Genomic DNA, 17196 nt, shown 5'->3' with positions numbered 1-17196 from the left:
TTTTGTTGTGGAAAAGGAAAAACTGACCGAATGACAGCCAGTTTTAAAATACGACATCTATATTAAATTCAAGATGTTGTTTCGATAAGACGAGGGATGACGTGTTTTAACAGCGCAGCGGCTCTTGCTTCAAGTAGTTCTGGTAGTTGATCGAGTGGAAAATAACGAAGATCTAGGCTTTCTCCATCTGTCATTTGTAATGCACCTGATATTCCTTTTGCTTGAAAGAGATGAATCACACTATAGGTTTGATCGCCATTTGGATAACGGAAGAAGTAATCAGGACCCGAGAAGACGTCTAGCAGCTGAACGCTGCGTGCTTGAAGTCCGGTTTCTTCCTGTAATTCACGCATCGCGACTTCTTCAAGTGTCTCACCTGGTTCCATCGAACCACCGGGAAGTCCCCAACTGTGGGTATCCGAACGATATTGAAATAGCAGTTCATGTTGTGGATTTATGACGAGTACGGTCGCACCCACGCTGATTAACGGTCGGTTGCCTACGATTTTTCGTAAATCTAATAAGTATCCCATCTGCTCACTCCTTTCGTATCAGTATAGAAGAATATTCATTATGACAGTTAGTAAAAAGAAATAAGGCAAAAAGACTTGCCAATTTAAAAGACACATGTTATATTAATATCTGTCGAAACGTTATATCATCGCGGGGTGGAGCAGTCTGGTAGCTCGTTGGGCTCATAACCCAAAGGTCGTCGGTTCAAATCCGGCCCCCGCAACCAATTTTTAAATAATTAAATCCGAAACGTTTATCGTCGCGGGGTGGAGCAGTCTGGTAGCTCGTTGGGCTCATAACCCAAAGGTCGTCGGTTCAAATCCGGCCCCCGCAACCAATTTTAAACTTAACTTCAACTTTACTACGAAACGTTCAGCGTTTCGTATTTTTTTTGCCTTTTTCGTCCGGTACAATAGAGAAGGACAAACAGTACGTATTAAGGAGGAGACATCGTATGATAGAACTGGAAATGAACAGCTTGGAAGAAACGACTGCCTTGGCTCTTGAACTCGGACGACGTGCTGAAGCAGGGATGGTCATTACGCTCGATGGGGATTTAGGTGCTGGGAAAACGACTTTTACGCAAAGCTTTGCGAAAGGATTAGGTGTGACGCGTCACGTCAACAGCCCTACCTTTACGATCATGAAAGTCTATACGGGACGTCTTCCTCTTTATCATATGGATGTTTATCGCCTGGAAGGTTCCGGTGATGATATCGGACTTGAAGAATATTTGAATGGTGAAGGCGTCGCCGTCGTCGAGTGGTCTGAGTTAATTGCGGACAGTCTTCCACCTGAACGGTTGGCAATCACGATTACGCGAACAGGTGATGATAGTCGACGTTTTGAGCTGACGCCGATCGGAGAACGATACATTACATTATGTGAGGGATTGAAATCATGAAAATCGTAGCCATTGATACATCGACGAAACAATTATCAGTCGCTCTTTCAGACGGGAAACAGATTGTAGCAGAAGCTTCTTACGTCACGTCTTTGAATCATGCGACGAAACTCATGCCGTTGCTTGAGCGCTTGATGGTAGAAGCAAAATGGACACCGGCTCAACTGACACGCATCGTTGTTGCTGACGGTCCTGGTTCTTATACGGGATTACGGATTGGAGCGACTACAGCGAAGACGCTTGCCTATACACTCGGTATCGAGCTCGTTGCTATCTCGACACTTGAACTGATGGCAGCTTCGACTGGTCATACAGGACGCGTTGCGGCGATTCAAGATGCGCGGCGTGGAGCAGGGTTTGTCGGAGTGTACGACGCCGGGAAACGAATTGGTGAAGAACAGCATGTCGAGATTGCGTCCTTTGTAAAGACGTTAACGCCAGATACGCTCGTCACAGGAGACGTCGAGGCGTTCGAAGAGATTCTTCAGCCCTTCGAAAAGGTGGCTCCTGCTTTCCGGACGCCACGTGCCGGCGTACTCGCTTTACTCGGTGCAACGCGTCAGACGGTCGAAGCACATGCGTTTGAGCCACGTTACCTGCGACTGGCTGAAGCAGAAGCGAAATGGATCGAGGCACAGCGTCATGAGTAAGGGCATTCGTCGCATGACCGTACAGGATGCTGCAGGTGTTCATGCGGTCGAACTCGAATCATTTGCGACACCGTGGACGCTAGATGCCTTCGAAGCGGAAATGACACAAAATCCGAATGCCTATTATGTCGTTGCCGATCAAGATGGTATCGTTGGGTTTGCTGGTCTGTGGCATATTGCGGATGAAGGACATATTACGAATATTGCCGTCAAGCAGTCGCATCGCGGACAAGGGCTCGGGGAAGACTTGCTAACGGCATTGATCGCCGTCGGTCGTGCGCTTGGTTTGCGGGCGATGACGCTTGAAGTACGTGTCTCGAACACACCAGCGCGGACTTTATATGAAAAACTCGGATTCCAGTATGTCGGTGTCCGAAAACGATATTATCAAGATAACAATGAAGATGCTGCCATCTACTGGCTGGAACTGGAGGGAGAAGACCTATGACACAACCATTGATTCTAGCAATCGAATCGAGTTGTGACGAAACGGCGGCTGCCGTCGTCCGTGGAGGAACTGACGTCTTATCGAACGTCGTCTCGTCTCAAATCGAAAGTCATAAACGTTTTGGTGGCGTCGTGCCTGAAGTGGCTTCACGGCATCACGTTGAACGGATCACATACGTCATCGATGATGCTTTGACGGAAGCAAACGTCACGATCGACGATATCGATGCGATCGCCGTCACGGAAGGACCTGGACTCGTTGGAGCACTACTCGTTGGTGTCAGCGCAGCGAAGGCACTCGCCTTTGCGCACAATAAACCATTAATTGGTGTTCATCATATCGCAGGTCATATCTATGCGAATCGTCTCGTGCAAGAGCTTGAGTTCCCGCTCGTCTGTTTGATTGCATCAGGTGGGCACACGGAACTGATCTACATGCCAGAAGACGGTGTATATGAAGTCATTGGTGAAACACGGGATGATGCCGCAGGGGAAGCATATGATAAAGTTGCTCGAACGTTGCAGTTACCGTATCCGGGTGGTCCACGGATCGATCAATTGGCACAGACTGGTCAGGATACGTTCCATTTTCCACGCGTCTGGCTTGAGAAGGACTCGTACGACTTTAGCTTCAGCGGTTTGAAGTCAGCGGTCATCAATGCCGTGCATAACGCCGAACAACGGGGAGAAACGATCATTCCGGAAGATTTAGCTGCAAGTTTCCAAGCGAGCGTCGTCGAGGTACTCGTGACAAAGGCGGTTCGTGCCGTGAAGGATAAAGGGGGACGTCAATTGCTACTTGCTGGTGGCGTCGCTGCTAACAAAGGATTACGCCAAGGTCTCGAAGCGGCGTGTGCGAAGGAAGGAATCGATCTCGTCATTCCGCCGATGCACCTGTGTGGAGACAATGCAGCGATGATCGGAGCGGCTGCGATTCATCCATATCGCGCGTTACGCTATTCGACACTTGCCATGAACGCAGAACCTGGGCTAGATTTAAAGTAAGGAATCCGAACAACTTGGGGGAAATGGAATGAAAAAAGTCATCATCGCATTGTTAGCGGTACTGGTCATCGTCGCGATCGGGCTTCAGATCCGAGAAATCGTCAACGCATACCAAGTCGCCTATAAGGAAGAACTCGTACCCGATAAAAAAGCGGTCGAGACGAATACGAAACAACGTCCACTTTACGAAATCGGACGAGCAGAAGGGGAAAAGACCCGGATTCAAAAGTTATATGCTTTTGATCAGACAGTCAATGGTAAGCTCAGTAACGTCGTCATCGTCGATCGGAAGTATGGTTTAACGAACAAGGCGAGTGATGATTATTTCATGATTGCTTCTGGAACACCGGTGACGGATCAAGAAAAGAAGTCATTCGAACCGATGATTCAAAAGATGGATGCAGAACAAGTCCAAGCCGAGGTGATCTCAAAGCACGAGGTGACGGCTGTTGAGAACAATAAAGAGCGGATGTTGACGTTATTTAAGGTCTTCTATAAAGATACGGATCAAAACGAATACCTCTTCTTCATCGAAAAAGAAGGCGGTCTGAAGCTCGATCTATTCAAGAAGGGTTACTCCCGTCTTTCGAATTACTGAAGACATGAAAACAGCGGATTCCTAAATAAGGAGTCCGCTGTTGTTCGTTCATTGCCATTCAGTGATACCCGTCAAGTCATCATAGATACGATCGGGATCGAGATTCAATTCCTCGACCGGAAGTCCATTTCGATTGATCCATGCCGTTTTGAAGCCGAAACTCTTCGCCCCGGTGATGTCCCAACCGTTCGAGGACATGAAGAGGATCTCCTCGCGTTTTAGACCGAGCGTGTTTAAGGCATGCATATAGGATGCAGGTGCTGGCTTATACTGTTTGATATCATCGACACTGACGAGATGTTCGAACCGATCGGCTAAGCCTGACTGCTCAATGAGCGGATCGAGCATATCATGGGAACCATTCGAGAAGACGACCAGACGTTTGTCCGCCATCGTCTCGAGAACGGAGCTGACTTCAGGATATACATCAAGCGTCAGGTACGTCTCCATTAAGGTCGTGATTTGTTCCTCGGTCACATGAAGCTTCAGTTCGAGTAACGTATAGCGGAGAGCATCTTGTGTCACTTGGCTGAACGGCACATACTGTCCGTTCAATTGTCGGAGGAAAGAGTACTCCAGTTGTTTCTCCCGCCAGCGTTTGCTGATCGCTTCTCCGTGATCCGGATAAAGCGCTTCGGCTTGTTCTTTGACGGAATGGACATCGAATAATGTACCGTAGACGTCAAAGACGAGTGCTTGAATCGTCATAAAACATTCATCTCACTTTCATAGAGTTTGCTTTAACGATTCCCTTACAGTACGGATTCAAACGACACTCAAGAATGAACCTGTTGTAAAAAGCGATGAAACGTTTGCGCGAATGCACGACAAGCGGCTTGTTTCTCCGGGGTATTCGGATCAAACTCAATCTTCAAGCCATCCGTGACGAGGGTCGCCCCAGCTTCTTTTAATGCGTCTTCAATCAAATCAACGGCTGCGCAGTACTTCGGATAATCAAGATCCCCCGAACCAAAAGCAGCCGCCGGTATCCCGTCTAAGGATTGTTCCCTTAGCTCCTCAACGAAGTCTTCTGCTTCATACGGTAAATCACCGTCTCCCCATGTATATGAGCCGAGTAATAGACCATCAAAACGTGATAAGTCCTCCCCGACGAATTGATCTAGTTCCGTGATCGTCACGTTGACACCGTGTTGCTCGAGTTCATGTTGAATGAGCGAGACGATATCTTCCGTATTACCGGACATGCTGACGAATCCAATCGCGATATGCATGCATTTTCCTCCTTTCACTGTACTTCTCTACTTTAATTGATAATGATTATCAATGTCAAAGGACATATAAAAAAGCACCTTCCGAAGAAGATGCTTTTCTATACATTAGTCTTGTAGTTCGGCCCATTCCTCAATGGAACGAATGACCGGTTCGAGTTGGCGCCCTTTGTCGGTCAAACTGTATTGAATCTTAATCGGACGATCGGGAATGACAGTCCGGATGACGATGCCTTCCGCTTCGAGCTCCTTCATACGTTCCGTGAGCATACGACCTGATAATTCGGGAATGGCATCTTGAATCTCATTGAAACGACATGTCTTCGTCAACAAGTGACGTAAGATCAGACCCGTCCATTTCTTACCTAAGATTTCAAAGGCATGTTCGACTTTGGGACAAAGAGCCGGTTGGATTGCGACTTCTTCCATCAGCACTCATCCTTTCTATAGTTGTAGTATACCCGCTTCTGCTAAAAAAATCGAATCATTTTACTTAATGTAACAAAAAGAACTAAAACAAATCTATTTACTTTTAGTAAGTAATAAGATATAGTCTGTTTATTGAGTTACTTAAAGTAACTAAAATACATTAGGTAAAAGGAGAAGAGAGCAATGATGGATACAGGACTTTTAATTATTCGTTTAATCATCGGCTTAACGTTCGCTGCACACGGGACACAAAAATTATTTGGTTGGTTCGGCGGACACGGAATCGCTGGAACAGGCGGTTGGTTCGAATCAATCGGCATGAAGCCAGGGAAGGCACTCGCGATTACAGCAGGTCTTGCTGAATTGATCGGCGGCTTGTTGTTTGCAGGAGGCGTATTCCTCTGGATCTCAGCACTCCTCATCATCGGATCGATGCTTGTCGCGATCGTTAAAGTACACGGTGCGAATGGTTACTGGGTGACGCAGAACGGGTACGAATACAACATGGCATTGATCGTCATCGCGCTTGGTGTAGCGATGATCGGTGCTGGAGACTATTCACTCGCTGCACTCATCGGGTGAAGAAAAAGGTGGGTCATTCATGAAGTTCGAGGCATCAACGCTTAGCGCAAAAGACAATTATAAATTACTGATCGGAAGCATCATTCCGCGTCCGATTGCTTTCGTGACAACGCAAGGAGAAGACGGGACGGTCAACGCCGCACCGTTTTCCTTCTTTACGGTCGCTTCAAGCAGTCCGCCGCAACTGGTGATCGCCGTACAACGGACGGATCAGGGGCAGAAGGATACGGCACGTAACATCTTAGCGAAACAAAGTTATGTCATCCATATCGTCAGCGAAGAGATCGTCGACGCAGTCAATGAGACAGCAGCGCCACTTGCTTACGGTGAAAGTGAGCTTGAGCGGACGGATTTGACGCTCGTCGATAGTGACGCAATCGAAGTACCCGGAATCGCGGAAGCGAAAATTCGCTTCGAGATGCGCTTGACGCAACACGTCGAGCTAGAAGGTGCCGATCTTCTAATCGGGGAAGTACTGCGCTATCACGTTGCAGATGAACTCGTCGAGTCGTTCCGAATTGACGCGGCAGGATTGAAGGCTGTCGCTCGTTTAGCAGGGAATGATTATGCGACGATCGGGAAGACGTTTACGATTGCCCGACCGACGAAATGATCGAAGTGTGAATGCCTGACTCACCGTATGATTCGTTTTGATTCAAACAAAAAGGAGTGGAGAGACCGGTCTAACTACCGGAATCTCCACTCCTTTTTTCATGTCGTTCATCTGATTCATCAAGGCTGCGGATCGATTTCGTTTGAAGAGGCTTCAAGTCCATGACGTTTACTGTACTGATAGCCATCGAGCAAATAAAAGACGATTGCGAGTGCCCATATTCCGACGCAGCTGATCAAGAAAGCGCTGATTGGAGAGACACTACCGTAATACGATAAGATCAACGGATCATTGAGTTCGACGAATAGCTGTATCGTCAGGAGCGTACAGCATAATCCCGAGAGTAAACTGATGAAGAGCCCACTCCATGTCTGGATGACGAGACCGATCATGCAGGAAATCAAGAGGAACAAAGGAAGTGCAGCATTGAAGGCATCTGGACGAATAAAGACGGATACATAATCGGCATATAACGGTACGAAATAGAGAACACCGGATAGTAATCCTAAGATGAGATTGATGAAAAAGCTCTTCGTCCGCATCAGTGTTGGTTCTCCCATCGTTCCATTAATTCGAGCAAATCGACATCAATCTGATCACGTTCTGCCGAAAGTGCCGTTGCTTTCGGAATGTCATTGAAGACTTCCGGTTCGCAAAGCAACTGTTCGATCTCCGCTGAACGCTGTTCGAGCCGCTCAATGTCTTGTTCGAGTTGTTCGATTTGCTGACGGCGCTTGCGCTCTTCCTTCTGCGCTTCTTTATCGATCGTCTTCGATGCCGTGACTTTTGCTGCTTTTGCTTCCTCGGCTTCAAGACGAGCGATTTCTTCTTGCTCTGCTTTCTTTTCTGTATAGTACGAATAATCGCCAAGGTACTCTGTCACACCGGTTTCACTCATCTCGATGACACGGGTCGCGATCCGGTCGATGAAGTAACGGTCGTGAGAGACGAATAGTAGTGTTCCTTCATAGTCGACGAGCGCATTTTCGAGGACCATCTTCGAATCTAGATCTAAATGGTTCGTTGGCTCATCGAGGACGAGGACGTTCGTCTTCCGGAGTTTCAGTTTCGCAAGCGCGAGACGTCCGCGTTCGCCACCAGATAACTCATGGACGATTTTGAAGACATCGTCACCGCTGAACAGGAATTGCCCGAGGACAGACCGGACTTCTTGTTCACGCATCAGTGGCCATTCGTTCCAAATCTCATCGATGACGCGATTCCGGTCATTGAGTTCTGCCTGCTCTTGATCGTAATATCCGATCGAGACGCCAGTTCCGAAACGGAAATCACCGAAGAGGGGGCGTAAGCGACCGACGAGGACTTTTAAGAGCGTCGACTTTCCGATGCCGTTCGGTCCGACGAGTGCCAGTGATTCACCGCGTTGCAAGCGGAACGTGATGTCTTTTGAGACAGCTTCTTCGTAACCGATCGCCAGTTGATTGACTTGAAGAACGTCGTTCCCGCTCTGTTTTTCAATCGGGAAGGACAGGACCGTGCTACGCTCATCGCCATCTGGTCGGTCGAGTCGGTCGACCTTCTCGAGTCGCTTCCGGACACTTTGGGCACGTTTTGTCGTCGTCGCCCGAGCGATGTTGCGTTGAATGAAGTCCTGCATCTTCGCGATCTCTTCTTGTTGCTGTTCGAACTGTTTCATTTCTTGATCGTACAATGCCGCTTTTTGTTCCAAGTACTTCGTGTAGTTACCGGTGAATTTACGGCAGACATTGCGTGACAGCTCATAGACGACATTGACGACTTGGTCAAGGAAGTACCGGTCGTGCGAGACGATTAGGACGGCGCCACGATAACCACCGAGGTAACTTTCGAGCCAAGCAAGCGTATCGATATCGAGGTGGTTGGTTGGCTCATCGAGAATGAGGAGCTCTGGTGCTTGCAGGAGCATCTTCGCTAAGGCGAGACGTGTCCGTTGACCACCGGATAACGTTTGGATCCGGCGCGAATAATCGTCCGGATAAAAGCGCATGCCGTGCAGAACGGAGCGGATATTCGCTTCGAACTGATAACCACCCGCTTCTGAGAAGTCGTGTTGCGCTTGATCGTACGTCTTTAGGAGACGATCGTACGCGACCGGATCGTTCAAGATATGCTCCATGCCCATTTCGATTTCCATCCGGCGTAGTGTTCGTTCTTGTTCCTGCAAATGTTCAAAGACGGTCAGCATCTCGTTCCAGATCGTCTCGTTCGATTCAAGACCACTGTCCTGCGCGAGATAACCGATTTTGACATCTTTACCTTTCATGATGTCACCCGAGTCATGACTGAGTTCGCCAGCGATAATTTTGAGCAAGGTCGATTTACCGGCACCATTTCGTCCGACGAGCGCAATCCGGTCGCGCTCTTGTACTTCCAATTTGATATTTTCTAAAATCGGCTCAACGCCGAATGATTTCGAGAGTTGGTTGACTTGTAAGAGTATCATTTCCATCCATCCTTCCACCCTTTAGTCTATCACGAACAAAAGCGCGAGGTCCTGCGGAATATATTATTTGTGACTCTATGTGAAGTGGTTTACAATCAAGGAGAGTAGAAAGCTTTTTGCAAAGATTTGGGTGCCACGATGGATGTGGCCGAAGGGGGAACTGCAGGATGAATGGACCAGACACAAAAATTCCACAAGCGACAGCAAAACGGTTGCCGCTATATTATCGCTTCATCCAAAGTTTATACAATTCAGGCAAGCTCCGCGTCTCTTCTGCTGAGTTAAGCGAGGCGGTGAAGGTTGATTCAGCAACGATTCGTCGCGATTTTTCCTACTTTGGGGCATTAGGGAAGAAGGGGTATGGATATAACGTTCAACATCTCTTAACGTTTTTCCGCAAAACCTTGAATCAAGATGAGGTGACGAATGTTGCCTTAATCGGGGTCGGTCATCTCGGAACAGCGTTTGCAAATTATAACTTTTTAAAGAATAATAGTACTCGGATAGTCGTTGCGTTTGATGCGGACGAAGAGAAGGTCGGAACAACGACGCATGACGTTCCAATCTATCATGTTTCGGACATGAAAGAACAAATCGAAGCGAATCAGGTCGATGTTGCCATCTTGACGGTTCCATCCCAGTTCGCGCAGTCAGTAGCGGATGAGTTAGTCGAGTATGGTGTGACTGGCATCCTGAACTTTACGCCCGCGCGGTTGAACGTGCCAGCGAGCGTCCGGGTCCATCACATCGATTTATCGATCGAGTTGCAGTCGTTAGTTTATTTCATGAAGCATTATTCGCAATCAGCTGAAGGAGTGAAATCATAATGGAAAACCTTATCCCGTCAACTATAGCATTCATCGGACCAGGTAGCTTAGCACTAATCGGTGTCGTCGCATTAATCATCTTCGGACCGAAGAAGTTACCTGAACTTGGTCGTGCTGCGGGTCAGACATTGAAAGAGTTCAAGAGCGCAACGAACGGTATCATGGACGACGATAAAAAGGATGAACCGAAAGAGAAGTGATTGAATCATGGCGATTGATCAAGAACAAAGCGTGACGTCGCATCTGGACGAACTGCGTAAACGGATCGTCTGGTCGCTTATCATCGTCGTCGTCCTGTTCGCTGTTGCATTTCCGCTCGTCCGACCGCTCGTTCGCTTCTTGCAAGCGGACTTAAAAGAGCTCGGTATCGGTTTGAATGCCTTCAACGTCGCAGATCCTTTAATGTTATATTTGAATCTTGCGTTCATCATCGCAATCGTGTTGGCATCACCGTTCTGGATGTATCAACTGTGGGCATTCGTCCGCCCTGGTCTGTATGACAAGGAGCAAAAAGCGACATTGACGTATATTCCGGTCATCTTCTTTCTGTTTTTGGCTGGTGTAGCCTTCTCGTACTTTTGGTTGTTACCTTTCTTATTAAAAGTTTCGACTGAACTAGGGAAGGAACTCGGAATCGAACAAGTCATCGGAGTCGAGAACTACTTCAGTTTCTTAATCCGATTAACGATTCCGTTCGGTCTTCTTTTCCAATTGCCGGTCGTGACGATGTTTCTGACACGTCTTGGTCTCGTGACGCCAATTTTCATGCGAAAGAATCGGAAATATGCGTACTTTGCGCTGTTCGTCGTTGCGGCATTGATCGCACCGCCGGACGTGACGTCACACTTGATGATCTCGGTCCCATTGTTCGTTCTCTATGAGATCAGCATCTTGATTTCTGCGCGGACGTACAAAAAGGTCTTGATCCTCGAGCAACAGGCAGAGCTTGAACGACAGGCGGATTTGATGCGTGAATTGAATAAATGAATCGTGAATTCCTTCCGACGATTTTGGAAGGAATTCTTTTTATGAAAGCGTTATTTTTATATTGATAAAGCAGTTAGCGATGCGTATACTAAAGTTAATTCATGGGGGCTTAGCTCAGCTGGGAGAGCGTTTGGCTGGCAGCCAAAAGGTCGTCGGTTCGATCCCGATAGTCTCCACCATATTCGTACACTTCAAACTCTTGAGGATTCAAGAGTTTTTTTGTTTTTCTCAAAATATGGAAATGTAATATAAAGTGTCAATAAAAACAAATAATTATATAAAACAGACAGAACTGAATTGTTTATTTCCATCTATTTCATTAAACTAAATATACAGAATTTTCGTTTAACTGTTTTGTTGGTAACATCATTATAGTTTTTTAGAAAAGGGGAAAAGAAGCATGAAGAAGGAAATCGCACTCTTGGCAGCTGTCTTAATGACATCTTCCAACTTGGTCAGTGCTCAAGGAGCACTGTCCTCGCAAGATAAGGCAAGCGGTCAAAAGCCGCACGCCCTCTCACTTAAGAAAACAGGACAGGAGAAGGTGTATAAGCAGTCTGACAAGGTCCGTGTCGTCATCGAGATGGAGCAGAAGCCGGCGATTCAAATTGCGCAGGCACAAAACAAGCGGTATAGCACATTGAGCAATGCCGAAAAAGAGTCGATTAAGGATCGCCTCGTAAGTGTCCAAAAATCAGTCAAGTCAGCGATCGCTAAAAAATCGATTCCCGTTACATATAAGGAAAGCTTCACGACCGTCATTAACGGATTCAGTGGTGAAGTCAAGTTCGGCGACATCGAAGACATCAAACAACTCGACGGAGTCAAGAGCGTACATATCGCCCATGAATACGCGCGACCGAAAGCCGATAAAGGTGCAAAACCAGATATGTTATATAGCAAAGATATGGTTAATGCAAAAGAAACATGGCAGGACTACGGCTTCAAAGGGGAAGGGACAATTGTAGCGGTCATCGATACGGGGATTGATCCGTCGCATAAAGATATGGTGTTGAGCCCAGAGACGAAGATTGATTTGACTTCTTCAAAGGTTGAAAGCGCCAAAGAATCAAAAGGACTAAAAGGGAAGTATTTCACGGAAAAAGTCCCATACGGCTATAACTACGCTGATCACGATAGCGAAATCCGTGATTTAGGTGCAGGTGCATCGATGCACGGAATGCACGTAGCGGGTACGGTCGGTGCTAATGGAGACGAAGCGAACGGTGGTATCAAAGGGGTCGCACCGGAAACACAACTCCTCGCGATGAAAGTATTCGGAAATGATCCAGGCATGCCATCGACATTCAGTGATATCTACATCAAAGCGATTGATGATGCGATCGCCCTCGGAGCGGATGTCATCAACATGAGTCTCGGTTCGACAGCATCATTCGTCAACGCAGATGATCCAGAGCAACGGGCAATCGTCAACGCGATGAACAACGGGATCTTATGTGCGATCTCTGCTGGAAACTCGGCATTCACAGGACATGGTGCAGGCAATCCGTATACAGCGAATCCTGACATCGGTGTTGTAGGATCTCCAGGGTTGATCAGCCAAGCGCTACAAGTCGCATCGCTAGAGAATACGAAATTAACGCTTGAAGGTATGGCACTGACGATTGACGGACAGGATGCTGGGTATTTGGCGTACCAAAAACAGGACTCGCCGAATCCGATTAAGGTATTCAACAAGGAGAAGCAAGACGTCATTTATGTCGGCGATGGTCAAGCATCGAACTATCAAGGAAAAGATGTCAAAGGAAAAGTTGTTTTTGTTGTGCGTAACGGCAGTTTCAATTACGGTATGATTCAAGCAGAAGCTGAGAAACAAGGAGCAGCCGGTGTCATCGTTCGTGGACGAGTCGATCATGGGGATTATGTCAGCATGGCACTTAACAATCCGACGATTCCGATGGTGACGCTCAGCATCGCGGATGGGAATGATCTTGAAGAAAAAGCGAAAGCAGGAAAAGCAATTGCTGTCACGTTCGATGGAAAAGCGGTCTCAGCAGATAACCCAGTAGCGGGCGAGATGTCTGATTTCACGTCATGGGGTGTCACACCAAATCTTGATTTCAAACCTGAAATCACGGCACCGGGTGGAAAAATCTACTCGACGCTCAATGATAACGAATATGGCGTCATGAGTGGAACATCGATGGCAGCACCACACGTCGCCGGAGGAACGGCACTTGTCATGCAACGAATCGCGAAGGATTTCAAAGTCGATGGTGCGACACGCGTTAAACTCGCGAAGAATATCCTCATGAACACGTCACGTCCACAGCTTGATAAAGGGCAGTATAATGCTGAAGCGAAAACTGGTAGCTTCTATTCACCACGTCGTGAAGGTGCTGGTTTAATGGATCTACGTGCTGCGATGAAAACACCAGTCGTCGTTACGGAAACGAAATCGGGTGAAGGAAAGGCTGCACTCAAAGAGGTCGGCGAAAAATTCACATTCACGCTCGATTTGAAAAACTATAGTAGCGAAAAAGTGACATATCAATTAGCCGGAACGGTACAATCGGATCTCGGTGCAGAAGGAACGAACTTCCTGGAAGCCAACAATATTTATAAGAAAAACTCAGTGGATGCGGTCGATCCGAATAAAGGAACTTTCCCAATCTCATTCGCAGTCGGTTCGAAAAAAGCAAGTTCTGTCTCCATCAATCCGAAGAGCTCAACGAAAGTAAGTGTATCGGTCGATTTGAAAGATACAGTCGATTGGGCAAACGGTCTTCCACTTGAGCAAGTCTTTGAAAATGGCTACTTCGTTGAAGGTTTCGTTCGTTTAATCGATACGAAGAGTAAAAATCCGGAATTGACAGTGCCGTACGTCGGATTCAAAGGAAAGTGGGATCAGGCACCGATCGTCGATGCACCGCGTTATGACGAAGAGAAGACATTCTACGGATTAACTGGATTAGCGACAGAAGTAAAAGATGATTTCGAGTTCCTCGGCACGAACACGGCGGGAAAAGTCGTTGAAAACAAGGTTGCGTTCTCACCGAACAACGATGGTAGCGTTGACGAGGCGTTCCCAGTCCTCTCGTTCCTTCGTAATGCACGAAAAGTCGAGTATTCGATTCTTGACCGTAATAAAGCAACACTCCGTAAATTAGATCTACAAACAGACGTTGTGAAGAACTATTATGATAGCGGTTCTGAAGATGGGTTCACACCCGTCACAAGTGCGGCTTGGGATGGAACAGTCAATGGAAAACCAGTCAAAGACGGTCTTTACTATTACCAAGTGAAATCAGTCATCGATTATCCGAATGCGAAATGGCAGTCGAATCTCTTCCCCGTCTATATCGATACGAAAAAACCAGCAGCAACGGTTCAATGGGATACTGCAAAAGAAACGCTTTCATGGACAGCAGGCGATCAAGGAACAGGTATAGCGTCGTATGACATTCTCGTTGATGGAACAAGTGTCCTCAAACAGCCGCTTGCGCCGACAGAAAAAGCATATGAATTAAAAGGTCTCTCGAAATCGGCGAAGATTGATTTCGTTGTCAAGGATTATGCAGGAAATACAGTGACGAAATCGGTGAACACGACAGGCATCGACAAGGCGGTACCAACCGTCCAAATCGATACACCGGTCGCACTCGGTCTGTCGACATCTAAAGTGGTTACTATCGCGGGTCATGTATCCGATGAGTCAGGGATTAAATCATTCAAAATTAACGGAAAAGCCGTCCAGCTTCGTTTTGATGCAGCAAAACAGCAGTACGTGTTCAGTCATGATGTGACCTATACGAAAGATGGCGTCAAATCGTTTAAAGTCGAAGCTTATGATGGAAAAGGAAATCGCTTGGTATTTAGTCGTCAAGTCATTCTAGATTCGACATTGCCGACTTTAAAAGTGACAGCACCAAAAACAGTATCAGCAAAAATAAAGACAGCATCTCTTAAAATCGTTCTTCAAGATAATTATGATGAGATTCGATTTGATATGAATGATAATGCCGTATACCGTCATACCTTCAAGGAACCATACCAAATGAGAGCCTTCAAAAAGACAATCACAAAAAAAGTGACGCTCAAGAAGGGGAAAAACACGTACAACTTGAAACTGAAGGATCTTGGTGGACACGTTGTTACAAAAACAGTCGTCATCACGAAAAAATAAGTAACTACAGATAAACTCAGGCGGGTATCCGTCTGGCTTTTCTTGCGTGCCGAAGCGCCTTGAAGGGTTTATGAGACGAGAAGAGGGGGAATTTTAAGAACAGAAACAAGTCAGAGGGGGAACAACCATGAATCCGTTCACGACCTTAATCGCCTTCATCGTAGGGTGTCTCGTCTTATATCTCGGTATCCGTGACAAAAACGGCTGGCTGATCGGTGTCGCGATGATACCGCTCGCAATCGTTGCCTATAGCGTCATCTATCTGATCATCCAGGTCAGTGCGTAGTCTTCATGGAAGATGTCTTACCCTAAGCGGTAGGACATCTTTTTTTTGAAATTCGTACCACAGATGAAACCGATCGAGTAAAATGTAAGTATATGACAGTATAGAAAGGTGGATGATCATGGAACACGTACATACACAAACAGATGCCTTAGCGGCGCTGTACGAAGAGATGCATCAGAAGACGAAGACCGGCATGTGGGTCATGCTTGCGGTATTCTTAGCGCTCAGTAACACACTCGAGAAACCAATCTACGCGATGATCGTCCCGTTATTGTATTTTGGCTACGACATGTTCGTACAACGGAAGCGGTTCGCGCTTGTCGCGGAATACACATCAAAGGATTCAGCAAGACGGCTCTATCAGGTACATGTGCTGATCGGCATCTTACAGTACGGAGCACTCGCTGGTCTGATCGTTTGGGCGGTCGATCGACCGAACACGTACTTCTTGATCGGTCTCGTCATCGTCGTCATTCCGTTCTACTGGCTCTGTCGAAAGACGTTAGAGTTCATCTCACGAAAGATTGATCCAACATATATCACGGAAAAAGAAATTCACAAAGCGCGCTAAAGGAGACGATGTCATGCAAACAGCTCGTGAAGAACGTCTACAAAAACTTGCGCTCGCGTACCGAGACGTCGAGTGGCTCGGCACACGCTGGTATTGGAACATGTTTCTATTCATAACAGTCGGTATCTTAATTGAATGGACGGATCTCCCGATGTTGATTTTGGCGATTCCAGCCGTTTTTCTCGCCTCCGATTTTCGCTATCAATTAAAAAAACAAAAAATTTTAGACGGCTATATCTCAAAAGCACAAGTCCGTCGGCAATTTTTACTACGTGTCGGTAGTCACGTCCTGCTGTACGCTGTCTTGACGATCGTCATCATCCAGACGATCGAGGAACCGTTCTGGAAGATGCTGGTGGCCATTTTTGCGATTTTAACACCGCTCTACTTCATCAGCGAATGGATCATCCGACGTGACGGAGCGCGTGACCCGGATTATATCAGTGACGGAGAAGTAGCCCGCTTCGTCAAACAGAAAGGAACATCGAAATGGAACACCTATTCGAGCGACAAGCACGTCTGAATGTAATGAAACGTCCAGTGCATGTCGTCACCTATTTCTTTTCGATTCCTGGATTGATTGTCGCCATACTTGCTTGGTTTTTACCAGCGGTTGAATCCGTCTTTGGACAAACCTTGTTTTTCTGTCTTTGTGGAATCGGAGTCGCTCGAGAAATCGTCCGGCTACGACTCATGAAGTCCTATTTAACGCAAGGTATCTATCAACAGACTGTTCAGAAGGTTGCTCACCTGACGATCATAGGATATGTCGTGGCGTGGCTAATCGCTTTCGTCATGCTGTCGATTCCAAATGCTCCCGGTTATTTATTCGTTCTCTTATTTGTCTGGAGCGGCGGAGTCGGTCTTGGTGTCACTCGAATGAATCGATTGGCTAAACAAATCGATCCTGCGTACGTCTCGATGGGAGAAATTGAACGTGCGTGGTGGAAACGGTAAAGCAAAAA

General features: G+C 47.0%; 21 protein-coding genes and 3 tRNA genes. 18 read left to right on the top strand and 6 right to left on the bottom strand.

From position 1 onward, the window contains the following. Positions 1 to 68: 68 nt before the first annotated feature. Positions 69 to 533: an NUDIX hydrolase gene (locus N179_RS13820; protein WP_058714093.1), complete on the bottom strand. Its 465-nt coding sequence runs from the start codon at positions 531 to 533 to the stop codon at positions 69 to 71. Between the two features lie 129 nt (positions 534 to 662). On the opposite strand from N179_RS13820, the gene N179_RS13815 reads away from it, so the two are divergent. The 7 genes from N179_RS13815 (at position 663) to N179_RS13785 (ending at position 4117) form a co-directional block, all read left to right on the top strand. Further along, positions 663 to 739: transfer RNA gene (locus N179_RS13815), tRNA-Met, on the top strand. Between the two features lie 34 nt (positions 740 to 773). Further along, positions 774 to 850 (top strand) — tRNA-Met (locus tag N179_RS13810). A 117-nt stretch (positions 851 to 967) separates the two neighbouring features. Continuing rightward, positions 968 to 1417, top strand: a complete 450-nt coding sequence (gene tsaE, locus N179_RS13805; RefSeq protein ID WP_023469616.1) for a tRNA (adenosine(37)-N6)-threonylcarbamoyltransferase complex ATPase subunit type 1 TsaE — start codon at positions 968 to 970, stop codon at positions 1415 to 1417. Further along, positions 1414 to 2067 carry a tRNA (adenosine(37)-N6)-threonylcarbamoyltransferase complex dimerization subunit type 1 TsaB gene (gene tsaB, locus N179_RS13800; RefSeq protein WP_058264491.1) on the top strand — a complete coding sequence of 218 codons (654 nt, stop codon included), beginning with the start codon at positions 1414 to 1416 and terminating at the stop codon, positions 2065 to 2067. The genes tsaE and tsaB overlap by 4 nt, the downstream gene beginning before the upstream one ends. Beyond that, entirely contained in the window at positions 2060 to 2515 is a 456-nt protein-coding gene (gene rimI / locus N179_RS13795; RefSeq protein WP_071908837.1) for a ribosomal protein S18-alanine N-acetyltransferase, read from the top strand. Before tsaB ends, rimI begins: the two co-directional genes overlap by 8 nt. After that, positions 2512 to 3519: a tRNA (adenosine(37)-N6)-threonylcarbamoyltransferase complex transferase subunit TsaD gene (gene tsaD, locus N179_RS13790; RefSeq protein WP_035395718.1), complete on the top strand. Its 1008-nt coding sequence runs from the start codon at positions 2512 to 2514 to the stop codon at positions 3517 to 3519. The genes rimI and tsaD overlap by 4 nt, the downstream gene beginning before the upstream one ends. Positions 3520 to 3547: 28 nt before the next feature. Further along, positions 3548 to 4117 carry a hypothetical protein gene (locus N179_RS13785; protein ID WP_058713938.1) on the top strand — a complete coding sequence of 190 codons (570 nt, stop codon included), beginning with the start codon at positions 3548 to 3550 and terminating at the stop codon, positions 4115 to 4117. 48 nt (positions 4118 to 4165) lie between these two features. Here N179_RS13785 and N179_RS13780 read toward each other — a convergent pair whose 3' ends face one another. The 3 genes from N179_RS13780 to N179_RS13770 form a co-directional block, all read right to left on the bottom strand. Further along, positions 4166 to 4825, bottom strand: coding sequence for a haloacid dehalogenase type II (locus N179_RS13780; RefSeq protein ID WP_023469611.1), 660 nt, complete (start codon positions 4823 to 4825; stop codon positions 4166 to 4168). Positions 4826 to 4893: 68 nt separating this feature from the next. Further along, the gene (locus tag N179_RS13775) at positions 4894 to 5349 is read right to left on the bottom strand and encodes a flavodoxin (RefSeq protein WP_055969417.1); all 456 of its coding nucleotides are present in this window, start codon (positions 5347 to 5349) and stop codon (positions 4894 to 4896) included. A gap of 105 nt (positions 5350 to 5454) precedes the next feature. After that, complete coding sequence (locus N179_RS13770) at positions 5455 to 5775, bottom strand: winged helix-turn-helix transcriptional regulator (protein WP_023469609.1); 321 nt, start codon at positions 5773 to 5775, stop codon at positions 5455 to 5457. 183 nt (positions 5776 to 5958) lie between these two features. On the opposite strand from N179_RS13770, the gene N179_RS13765 reads away from it, so the two are divergent. Next, on the top strand, positions 5959 to 6357 hold the full coding sequence (locus tag N179_RS13765; protein WP_075643052.1) for a DoxX family protein: 399 nt from the start codon (positions 5959 to 5961) through the stop codon (positions 6355 to 6357). A 19-nt stretch (positions 6358 to 6376) separates the two neighbouring features. Further along, positions 6377 to 6970, top strand: a complete 594-nt coding sequence (locus N179_RS13760) for a flavin reductase family protein (RefSeq protein WP_058704188.1) — start codon at positions 6377 to 6379, stop codon at positions 6968 to 6970. 119 nt (positions 6971 to 7089) lie between these two features. On the opposite strand, the gene N179_RS13755 is transcribed toward N179_RS13760, so the two are convergent. Beyond that, complete coding sequence (locus N179_RS13755; protein ID WP_023469606.1) at positions 7090 to 7512, bottom strand: hypothetical protein; 423 nt, start codon at positions 7510 to 7512, stop codon at positions 7090 to 7092. After that, complete coding sequence (locus N179_RS13750) at positions 7512 to 9413, bottom strand: ATP-binding cassette domain-containing protein (protein ID WP_041255583.1); 1902 nt, start codon at positions 9411 to 9413, stop codon at positions 7512 to 7514. Before N179_RS13750 ends, N179_RS13755 begins: the two co-directional genes overlap by 1 nt. 167 nt (positions 9414 to 9580) lie before the next feature. On the opposite strand from N179_RS13750, the gene N179_RS13745 reads away from it, so the two are divergent. The 9 genes from N179_RS13745 to N179_RS13710 all read left to right on the top strand — a co-directional run bounded on the left by N179_RS13745 (position 9581) and on the right by N179_RS13710 (position 17188). After that, positions 9581 to 10240 (top strand): redox-sensing transcriptional repressor Rex, encoded by a 660-nt coding sequence (locus N179_RS13745; RefSeq protein WP_023469604.1) that lies wholly within the window; start codon positions 9581 to 9583, stop codon positions 10238 to 10240. Further along, entirely contained in the window at positions 10240 to 10440 is a 201-nt protein-coding gene (locus N179_RS13740; protein ID WP_023469603.1) for a twin-arginine translocase TatA/TatE family subunit, read from the top strand. Before N179_RS13745 ends, N179_RS13740 begins: the two co-directional genes overlap by 1 nt. A gap of 7 nt (positions 10441 to 10447) precedes the next feature. Beyond that, complete coding sequence (tatC, locus tag N179_RS13735) at positions 10448 to 11227, top strand: twin-arginine translocase subunit TatC (RefSeq protein ID WP_023469602.1); 780 nt, start codon at positions 10448 to 10450, stop codon at positions 11225 to 11227. Positions 11228 to 11330: 103 nt separating this feature from the next. Continuing rightward, a tRNA-Ala gene (locus tag N179_RS13730) sits at positions 11331 to 11406 on the top strand. Between the two features lie 221 nt (positions 11407 to 11627). Continuing rightward, positions 11628 to 15374, top strand: coding sequence for a S8 family serine peptidase (locus tag N179_RS13725; protein WP_075643051.1), 3747 nt, complete (start codon positions 11628 to 11630; stop codon positions 15372 to 15374). Positions 15375 to 15501: 127 nt separating this feature from the next. Continuing rightward, the gene (locus N179_RS17075; RefSeq protein ID WP_014971497.1) at positions 15502 to 15660 is read left to right on the top strand and encodes a hypothetical protein; all 159 of its coding nucleotides are present in this window, start codon (positions 15502 to 15504) and stop codon (positions 15658 to 15660) included. Between the two features lie 118 nt (positions 15661 to 15778). Next, positions 15779 to 16231, top strand: a complete 453-nt coding sequence (locus N179_RS13720; RefSeq protein WP_075643050.1) for a hypothetical protein — start codon at positions 15779 to 15781, stop codon at positions 16229 to 16231. 13 nt (positions 16232 to 16244) lie between these two features. Then, positions 16245 to 16754, top strand: a complete 510-nt coding sequence (locus N179_RS13715) for a hypothetical protein (RefSeq protein ID WP_058264495.1) — start codon at positions 16245 to 16247, stop codon at positions 16752 to 16754. Next, complete coding sequence (locus tag N179_RS13710) at positions 16721 to 17188, top strand: hypothetical protein (RefSeq protein WP_075643049.1); 468 nt, start codon at positions 16721 to 16723, stop codon at positions 17186 to 17188. The genes N179_RS13715 and N179_RS13710 overlap by 34 nt, the downstream gene beginning before the upstream one ends. Positions 17189 to 17196 lie beyond the last annotated feature (8 nt).

This window comes from Exiguobacterium indicum HHS 31 (genome assembly GCF_001939065.1).
Lineage (GTDB): Bacteria > Bacillota > Bacilli > Exiguobacteriales > Exiguobacteriaceae > Exiguobacterium_A > Exiguobacterium_A indicum.
The sequence above is the reverse complement of the archived record's forward strand: the minus strand, read 5'-3'. Positions and strand labels throughout refer to the sequence as shown.

Bases quoted from the DNA above. Each gene is read 5' to 3' on its own strand.
- N179_RS13745 (WP_023469604.1), top strand. From the start codon at position 9,581: ATGAATGGACCAGACACAAAAATTCCACAAGCGACAGCAAAACGGTTG.
- N179_RS13750 (WP_041255583.1), bottom strand. From the start codon at position 9,413: ATGATACTCTTACAAGTCAACCAACTCTCGAAATCATTCGGCGTTGAG.
- N179_RS13725 (WP_075643051.1), top strand. From the start codon at position 11,628: ATGAAGAAGGAAATCGCACTCTTGGCAGCTGTCTTAATGACATCTTCC.
- tsaD (WP_035395718.1), top strand. From the start codon at position 2,512: ATGACACAACCATTGATTCTAGCAATCGAATCGAGTTGTGACGAAACG.
- tsaB (WP_058264491.1), top strand. From the start codon at position 1,414: ATGAAAATCGTAGCCATTGATACATCGACGAAACAATTATCAGTCGCT.
- N179_RS13770 (WP_023469609.1), bottom strand. From the start codon at position 5,775: ATGGAAGAAGTCGCAATCCAACCGGCTCTTTGTCCCAAAGTCGAACAT.
- N179_RS13785 (WP_058713938.1), top strand. From the start codon at position 3,548: ATGAAAAAAGTCATCATCGCATTGTTAGCGGTACTGGTCATCGTCGCG.
- N179_RS17075 (WP_014971497.1), top strand. From the start codon at position 15,502: ATGAATCCGTTCACGACCTTAATCGCCTTCATCGTAGGGTGTCTCGTC.
- N179_RS13740 (WP_023469603.1), top strand. From the start codon at position 10,240: ATGGAAAACCTTATCCCGTCAACTATAGCATTCATCGGACCAGGTAGC.
- N179_RS13760 (WP_058704188.1), top strand. From the start codon at position 6,377: ATGAAGTTCGAGGCATCAACGCTTAGCGCAAAAGACAATTATAAATTA.
- rimI (WP_071908837.1), top strand. From the start codon at position 2,060: ATGAGTAAGGGCATTCGTCGCATGACCGTACAGGATGCTGCAGGTGTT.
- N179_RS13780 (WP_023469611.1), bottom strand. From the start codon at position 4,825: ATGACGATTCAAGCACTCGTCTTTGACGTCTACGGTACATTATTCGAT.
- N179_RS13755 (WP_023469606.1), bottom strand. From the start codon at position 7,512: ATGCGGACGAAGAGCTTTTTCATCAATCTCATCTTAGGATTACTATCC.
- N179_RS13710 (WP_075643049.1), top strand. From the start codon at position 16,721: ATGGAACACCTATTCGAGCGACAAGCACGTCTGAATGTAATGAAACGT.
- N179_RS13765 (WP_075643052.1), top strand. From the start codon at position 5,959: ATGATGGATACAGGACTTTTAATTATTCGTTTAATCATCGGCTTAACG.
- N179_RS13820 (WP_058714093.1), bottom strand. From the start codon at position 533: ATGGGATACTTATTAGATTTACGAAAAATCGTAGGCAACCGACCGTTA.
- tatC (WP_023469602.1), top strand. From the start codon at position 10,448: ATGGCGATTGATCAAGAACAAAGCGTGACGTCGCATCTGGACGAACTG.
- N179_RS13775 (WP_055969417.1), bottom strand. From the start codon at position 5,349: ATGCATATCGCGATTGGATTCGTCAGCATGTCCGGTAATACGGAAGAT.
- tsaE (WP_023469616.1), top strand. From the start codon at position 968: ATGATAGAACTGGAAATGAACAGCTTGGAAGAAACGACTGCCTTGGCT.
- N179_RS13720 (WP_075643050.1), top strand. From the start codon at position 15,779: ATGGAACACGTACATACACAAACAGATGCCTTAGCGGCGCTGTACGAA.
- N179_RS13715 (WP_058264495.1), top strand. From the start codon at position 16,245: ATGCAAACAGCTCGTGAAGAACGTCTACAAAAACTTGCGCTCGCGTAC.